The sequence below is a fragment of the Candidatus Endomicrobiellum cubanum genome (assembly GCF_031278955.1).
In the GTDB taxonomy this organism is placed as follows: Bacteria; Elusimicrobiota; Endomicrobiia; order Endomicrobiales; family Endomicrobiaceae; genus Endomicrobiellum; species Endomicrobiellum cubanum.
In genome coordinates this window covers 1-7,713 of the sequence record NZ_JAITJM010000068.1, presented here as the reverse complement: position 1 = coordinate 7,713, position 7,713 = coordinate 1, and the positions used below count along the sequence as shown (strand labels likewise).

At 31.7% G+C, this 7,713-nt stretch carries 7 protein-coding genes; all 7 read right to left on the bottom strand.

The annotated features are described in order from the left end of the window. The coding region (locus LBD57_RS06370) for a ribonuclease E/G (protein WP_373470500.1) at positions 1-973 on the bottom strand (973 nt) is incomplete at its 3' end. 175 nt (positions 974-1,148) lie between these two features. Next, positions 1,149-3,551: a phosphoribosylformylglycinamidine synthase subunit PurL gene (gene purL / locus LBD57_RS06365; RefSeq protein ID WP_373470499.1), complete on the bottom strand. Its 2,403-nt coding sequence runs from the start codon at positions 3,549-3,551 to the stop codon at positions 1,149-1,151. Continuing rightward, positions 3,548-4,039 (bottom strand): phosphoribosylformylglycinamidine synthase subunit PurS, encoded by a 492-nt coding sequence (locus tag LBD57_RS06360; RefSeq protein ID WP_373470498.1) that lies wholly within the window; start codon positions 4,037-4,039, stop codon positions 3,548-3,550. Before LBD57_RS06360 ends, purL begins: the two co-directional genes overlap by 4 nt. Before the next feature lie 78 nt (positions 4,040-4,117). Beyond that, positions 4,118-4,999 (bottom strand): phosphoribosylaminoimidazolesuccinocarboxamide synthase, encoded by an 882-nt coding sequence (locus LBD57_RS06355; RefSeq protein WP_373470497.1) that lies wholly within the window; start codon positions 4,997-4,999, stop codon positions 4,118-4,120. A 317-nt stretch (positions 5,000-5,316) separates the two neighbouring features. Then, complete coding sequence (locus tag LBD57_RS06350) at positions 5,317-5,769, bottom strand: hypothetical protein (RefSeq protein WP_373470496.1); 453 nt, start codon at positions 5,767-5,769, stop codon at positions 5,317-5,319. A 560-nt stretch (positions 5,770-6,329) separates the two neighbouring features. Next, on the bottom strand, positions 6,330-6,557 hold the full coding sequence (locus LBD57_RS06345; RefSeq protein ID WP_373470495.1) for a hypothetical protein: 228 nt from the start codon (positions 6,555-6,557) through the stop codon (positions 6,330-6,332). 111 nt (positions 6,558-6,668) lie between these two features. Next, positions 6,669-7,346, bottom strand: a complete 678-nt coding sequence (locus LBD57_RS06340) for a hypothetical protein (protein WP_373470494.1) — start codon at positions 7,344-7,346, stop codon at positions 6,669-6,671. Positions 7,347-7,713: the final 367 nt, after the last annotated feature.

Sequence of the window (7,713 nt, the reverse complement as noted above, 5' to 3'; positions counted from 1 at the left end):
ATTGTCTTGCTATTTCTGCAGCAGCTTCTAAGTTTGTAAATAGTGCTGTATCTTCTTGAGAAGTTTTAGAAGTAAACTTTCCGCTATTGACATCTATTGCACAAAGAGATTCTGCTTCTTGTATTATAATATATCCCCCTGATTCTAAACGCGCTTTATTAGAACGAAGTGCTTTTATTTCTTCATCAATTCCATATGTTTTAAAAATAGGCAATTTTCCATCATAAAGTATAATTCTATCTATAAATTCTGGAGATACTATTTTTACAAAGTCACTAACATCTATAAACTCTTTTTTTGAATCTATATGCATCATTACAACATCTTCTGAAAAATAATCCCTTACAGTTTGAAATACTATGCCCAAATCCTTATGAACAAGACTCATTGCTTTTGTATTATTAAATCTTGAAACTATAGACGACCAAAGCCTCAATAAATATTTTATTTCACTTTTTATTTCCTGTTCACTAGCTTCTTCTGCTTCAGTCCTAACTATTATGCCACCTGGCATATCTTTTTTTATTTTAGAAACTATATTCTTTAACCTATCGTATTCCTGTTTGTCTTCAATGCTTTTAGATACACCTATGTTATTACTAAAAGGCATATATACTAAAAGTCTTCCGGGAAGAGAAATGTCCATAGTTGCTTTAGGTCCCTTTGTACTTATAGGTTCTTTATATATCTGGACCATAACTTCTTGCTCAACTTTAATCATATTTTCAATATTTTTTTCTTCTTTCTGATCTACTATATCATCAATCCCTAAATACGCACTCTTGCCAAAGCCAATGTCAACAAAAGCAGAACCAAGAGCTGGTACAATATTTTGTACTGTCCCTTTATAAATATTATTTAATATTTTTTCAGATTCTCTTCTCTCTATGAATAAATCAAATAGTCTGCCGTTTTCTAAAACAGCAACTCTTGTTTCTTCTAAACTTCTATTAACAACTATTTCTTTTTTCACTTAATTATTCCTATTTAAAATTTATTTCGAGAGAAAATATATTTTTCCTCTTTTTCTTTTTATCAAATTACGTATTATAGTCTCATTATACATCTTTTTGACTTTCCCTTACTATCCTTGGGACACCTTAAGTTTAAGTCATTAAATTCCGTCTATAGCAGTTAATTGGTTTTCCCTAAAACTCTATCATGGATTTCCAGGTATTTAAAAGATTTGTTAGTTTTTCTTTAAATCTTATTTTTTCTTTTTGGCTTTCAAATAATATGAAATCATTATCAGTTATATATCCTATTTCTGAAACACTTAAACCTTTAAAAACTTTTTTTAATTTATTTTCGTTATGAGGAGCTACCTCAACTATAAATCTACCATTAGATTCTGAAAATAATATTTCAGCTGCTGACATATTACTAGCAGTTTTAATAGAACCAACATTTATTTGTGCTCCTTTCCCAGCAGCAAAAGACATTTCACTTATAGCAACTGCAAGACCGCCTTCAGAAACATCATGGCAAGCTTCTATTAACCCCTTACCTATAGCTTTATATATGTCTTTCATTATTGGCCTAGACTCTTTTGGATAAACATTAGGGACTATCCCATTTTTTATATTTTTTATTTTAGAAATAACAGATCCGCCTAACTCATTTCTTGTAATACCTAAAACATATATTTTGTTTCCAGCATTTTTAAAAGGCATTGTAATAGTATTTGTTATATTTTCTATAACACCTACCGCAGAAATAAGCAAAGCAGGAGGTATAGAAAATTTCTTACCATCAATAAAATACTCATTATGCAAACTATCTTTACCAGATATAAAAGGAACACCGAACGCTTTCGACATGTCATAACACGCATTTGCGCTGCGCACTAGACTCCCTAAAATTTCAGGTTCGTTTGGGTTACCCCAACAAAAGTTGTCTAAAATCGCTAACTTTTCTATATTGCCGCCTACACAAACAGCATTTCTTAAAGCTTCTTCTATAGCTGAAGAAGCCATTTTATAAGTGTTTATTTTTCCATACGATGGATTTAGCCCATTAGATAAAACTATGCCTTTTTTTGTCCCTTTAATTATAGATTGAGGGAAAATAACCGCAGCATCTCCTGGACCAGAAACTTCAATATTATTGCCTTGTAAAGGTTTTACAATAGTTTGCCCTAAAACTTCGTGGTCATACTGCCTTATAATCCATTCTCTAGAACATACATTTAAGTCTGCAAGTATATTTTTTAAAACTTTTGAAAGTTCAGGAGAAGTTAATGTGAAAGCTTTTTGTAATTTTTCTTCTTTTATATTACATTTTGCTTTTCTTGTAGGTTTGGGAAGACCATCATGTAAAAAAGGCATGTCCATATTTGCAACTATATCGTTGCCATATTTAAGTATAAGTTTTTTGTCTTTTGTAAACTGACCAACAAAAACTGCTTCAACGTTTTCTTTTTTAAATACTTCTACTATTTTTTCCTTATTTTTTGGAGGTACAGCAAAAACCATTCTCTCTTGAGCTTCAGAAACCCAAATTTCCCATGGACAAAGTCCGCTATATTTTAAAGGCACTTTATCAAGATAAACGATAGCTCCAATTTTTTCTCCGAGTTCGCCTATAGCGCTAGAAAGCCCGCCAGCTCCACAATCTGTAACGGCTCTGTAGAGATTTAAATCTCTAGCATTTAACATTGCGTCTAGAACTTTCTTTTCTACTATAGGGTTTCCTATCTGCACTGCACTAACATCAGAGCTTTGATCTAAGTTTATAGACGAAAATGTTGCACCATGTATGCCGTCCCTACCTGTTTTCCCACCAACAACTAAAATTAAGTCGCCAGGACTTACTTTTTTTTCTATTTTGCTTTTAGGAATTATACCCATAGTTCCACAATAAACAAGTGGATTAGCCATATATCCATCATCAAAATAAACAGCTCCGTTTACTGTTGGAATACCCATCCTATTACCATAATCTCTGACGCCTGAAACAACACCCTTTGCTATCCTTCTAGGATGATGCATGCCTTTTGGAACTTTTGAAGCTTTAGTGTTTGGATTACCTAAACAAAAAACGTCAGTATTAGCTAAAGGTTTTGCACCTAGCCCAACACCTAAAATATCTCTTATAACACCACCTACACCAGTTGCAGCTCCTCCATAGGGCTCTAGTGCACAAGGATGATTATGCGTCTCTACTTTAAATGCTACTCCGTTTTTTGAGTCAAAATCTATGATACCAGCATTATCTTTAAAAACAGACAAACACCATTTTTTATTTAATTCTACAGTAGCTCTAAAAATGGTTTCTTTTAACAAATTGTTGTATATTTTTTTTGTTCTTTTGCCGTTATCAGTTTGAATGTATTCTATTATTCCTGTAAGAGTTTTATGTTTGCAATGTTCGCTCCAAGTTTGGGCTATTGTTTCTATTTCAACATCGGTTGGATTGCGTTTAAGTTTTTTAAAATATCTCTGTACAACTTTCATCTCTGCAAGAGACAGAGATAAAACTTTCTTCTTGCTCAAATCTACTAGCTGCTTATCTGACAAGTTTAGAATTTCTACAATAGTTACAGATTTCATTTTAGACCATTAACTTTATATTCTTGAATCAAAGTATTAGAAAGCAGTTTACATGCTATACCATCTAAAATTGTTTTAGAAAGTTTCCCATATAAATAATATCTATGGCCTGTTTTAACTTCTATATTTTTGTTTATACCTAAATCTTTGACAGCTTTAATAACACTAGCTGAAACTGTATCTGTGACACCTTTTTTATATAAAACATCTATCACGGCTTTAGAAGTAACAATATTATTATTAAAGAGATAGCTGGGATTTTCTGTATCATATTTTGTTATGCTATAGCTTTCTGTTATCTTATCGCTCAACAAACAAGAAGCTATTAGTTTAACTTCTTTTAAAAATAATTTTCCATCTATTAAATATAAGCTACAATATTCTACTTTATTCACACAATTAAAGTCTAATGAAATAATGTCGGATAGAACATGCTTTCCACGAGAGTCTTTGAACTCATTTTTTGTAAAAACTTCTATACAAAACATTATGGGCCTCTTAAAAACCTTAACACATATCCTTACTGCGTCTTTTTGGACACAGCTGCGTTAAAAAACCTGTATTTATTATACTAAAAATCTCCCGGTTAACTTTTCATAAGCATTAATATACTTAGCAAGCGTCTTATCTACAACGTCTTTTGGAAGCATGGGTGCAGGAGAAGTTTTATCCCATTTTATATTTTCGAGGTAATCTCTGACATATTGTTTATCTAAACTATCTTGAGGTTGCCCCTCTTTATAAACACCTATTTCCCAAAATCTTGAAGAGTCAGGAGTAAAAATTTCGTCTATTAGTAGCAATTTATCATTATAAAAACCAAATTCAAGTTTCGTATCTGCAAGAATTATCCCTTTTGAAATAGCATATTCATTTACTCTTTTATAAAGTGATAAAGAAATATTTTTTAGATTCTCTGCTGTCTTAATACCTACTCTTTTCACTGTCTCTTCAAAAGAAATGTTCTCATCATGTTTACCACCTTCTTCTTTACTAGAAGGCGTAAATATAGGCTCTGAAATTTTAGAAGATTCTTTTAGCCCTTTAGGTAACTTTATCCCACAAACAGTTTGCGATTCCTTGTACTCTTTCCAGCCTGACCCTGCAAGATAGCCTCTTACTATACACTCTATATCTACTCTTTTTGCTTTTTTAACAATCATAGATCTATCTTTTAAATATTCATATTTCTTTAATGTTGAAGGAAAACTATCAAAATCACCTGTAATAATGTGGTTGGGGATTATATCCTTAACAAAATCAAACCAAAACATAGACAATTTATGTAAAATTTTACCTTTATTTGGAATTAATGTCGGGATAATATGGTCAAATGCAGAAATTCTATCAGTTGCAACTATTAAATAACTTTGACCTAAATCATAAACATTTCTAACTTTACCTTTGTGTACTAAAGGGAACTCAATGTCTTCTTTATTTTCTGCCATCTTAAACTACGCCTCCTACAAATTTCTTCTTAAAATTACACTTTTAAGTTTATCTACTCTATTATTTCCCAATAGCCGTTTTTATCAGCACCACTCTTTTTTTTTATTTTTTTTTATTTTTTTTTATTTTATTTTTTTCTGTAATTCTTGAATTCTTCTTCCATATGTATTTCTTTTTTTGAAGAACTAATAGATCTAAGTGAACCTGTAACTACACTCTAAAGTGCGTGGTTACAGGTCCACCAGCTTATGATTGGCACATATTTCGAGGATAAGTCACTTCATTCCCTTTTATGTTTATAAATCTTTAAAAACTTTTAACTAAATTTAACTACAAAACTTAATGCCGCTATTAATCCAGATGCGTCAAATTTTTCAGCATTTTCCCTATTTTCATTTATATCTCTTGAGACTCTGTACCCCAAATCAACACCTATTCCAAATCTTTCTGTTAGAAAATACGTTGCTCCTACGAGTAATTCTATCTCTGGAACTACGCTTGTTACAGGGCATTCATCATTATTCTTCCAAAGTTCGTTGTGAGTATACACCCTTAAACCGAAAAGTCCTTTCACATTAAACGAAACTTTTTCATTTATTAGGAATTCAGAAATTTCCATGAACTTAAGAGAAGTATATTTAACTTTGCTATTTTCAATCTTATCATTCTTTCTATCTATTTTAGAAACACTCATTCTCCATCCTAGCTTTTCTTTTACACTTTTCTGTTTTGAACTTTCACGCTCACCTATACAAAAGCATGAATCCACACTTAATATGCTTGCGCCGTCTATAGTTTCCCGCTTGGAAAACCAACAGATGTACCCAATTCTTTATCTATCGCTGCAAAAAGACATGAAGAACTAAAAAGCAGAAACACTGCTGCCACTAAAAGAATATCTTTTTTCATTTCGTTTTATCCTTCAAAATTAGTGGAACTAGCCTAACATTTCTAGCGTTCTACTAAACTTTATTATATCTTGTCAAGCGCATGCAAACGTTCATCAGGACAAACGCATGAAAATATTTACCGACGAAAGTCAACCCATCACCCTACCTTCTTCTGCAAGAAGAGAGGGAACGATCACGACGATAATTAAGATTTTATCATAACTTTCATGTGCTTGTCGTAAATGCTCATAACTTATTAGACTCTTGAAGTCTTAAGCGACTGATTTAAGAAACTGCTTTGTAAAATCAAAATAGGAACATACGCTAAAGAATTGCTATCTTTAATTTTGACACTTTCCACTTTTACTCCCTTAAGGCAATTCTAAAAAACATCCATCGTTTACTAATGTGTTGTCCGAGATTTGCATTCTACAGGTTTTTAGTCTTCTCTTTGTTCTTGTATAAGATACTTGTCCGTATGCTCGTCTATTGTTTTATTTTTAAATTTAAACGCTGCCTCTTCTATTTCTTTTCTAACAGTCTCAATCTCTCCCCTTGTAGCGTCAACAACTTCAGCCGCAATCTCTATGCCTTGACCAACTTCTTCAATTCCTTCACACGTTTTAGTTATATCTTTCTTAAAAGCACCGCAGCTACATAAACACACACAACAAGACAAGAAAATAAACTGATTTATTCCTCTATTTATCTTTCCTCAGAATTATTTTCGCAAGTTTATTGTTCATAGTGTTATTCCTAAAATTGCGTTGAACATTTTTTATACTTTGTAGTTTAAATTTAATGCAAATGTTGCACCTGAAAAGTCTAATTTGATGTTCTTTGACGGCAATATTTCAGGTGTAAATCTATACCCAAAATCAAATCCTACTCCAAACCTTTTCGTGAAGAACCATTCTACTCCAATTGAAGAATCTAATATGAAACATCCTGTGGTCTTGTTTAATTCTTTAACAATCTTCTCGCTAAGAGTGAAGGAATTTTTTGATTCAAAATCAACAAAGGCATATCCTAAAAATAATTTCCCATTCAAGCTAAAATTTTCCCTCATCTTTTTGCTATAACTTCCGCCAAACATCATTGGTATTATAATAATTCTACAGTATGAATTGATATCTTTAATGATCAGATTTAGATTCCCTTCTGGTATAAAATTTATCTTTTTACCCGTCACTCCCACTCTTGCGCTTATTTTGAAATTGTTGTCTATGTAATGCATATATTCCAATCCTGCTGCAGGTGCTGCAAGTTCGGAATGATCAATTTTAATGTTACCCAACAAAGAGTCATCAAACATACCTCTCATGTCTTTCATCTTTATTCTAGATATTCCAACCCATGCGGAAACTTCATCTTTTGCACAAACATTTGTTATGCAAAACAAAAAAAACATACATGCAATTCCAAAAGTTTTTACTAAATTTTTATGTGAACACATTAGTTAGCTCCCCCATAATGAAATCTCATCAAATTGATGAGATTTCATTATGATTATAACCTAAAAAGGCGTTATGATTATTTTTTTCATTTCTTTTTCTCCTTTTTAAAAAATTGTCCTACCTGACTTCTGCTGACATTTTATACACACCCTCCTTTTTTAACAATAAAATGCAAAAACCGCTGTCTAAAATTATCAGACAACGGCTTTACTTTTTTATTAAAAAATGCTTTTGCGGAATTTATTACATTGTATGTTGTATGTTGTATGTTGTATGTTGTATGTTGTATGTTGTATGTTGTATGTTGTATGTTGTATGTTGTATGTTGTATGTTGTATGTTGTATGTTGTATGTTGTATGTTGTAT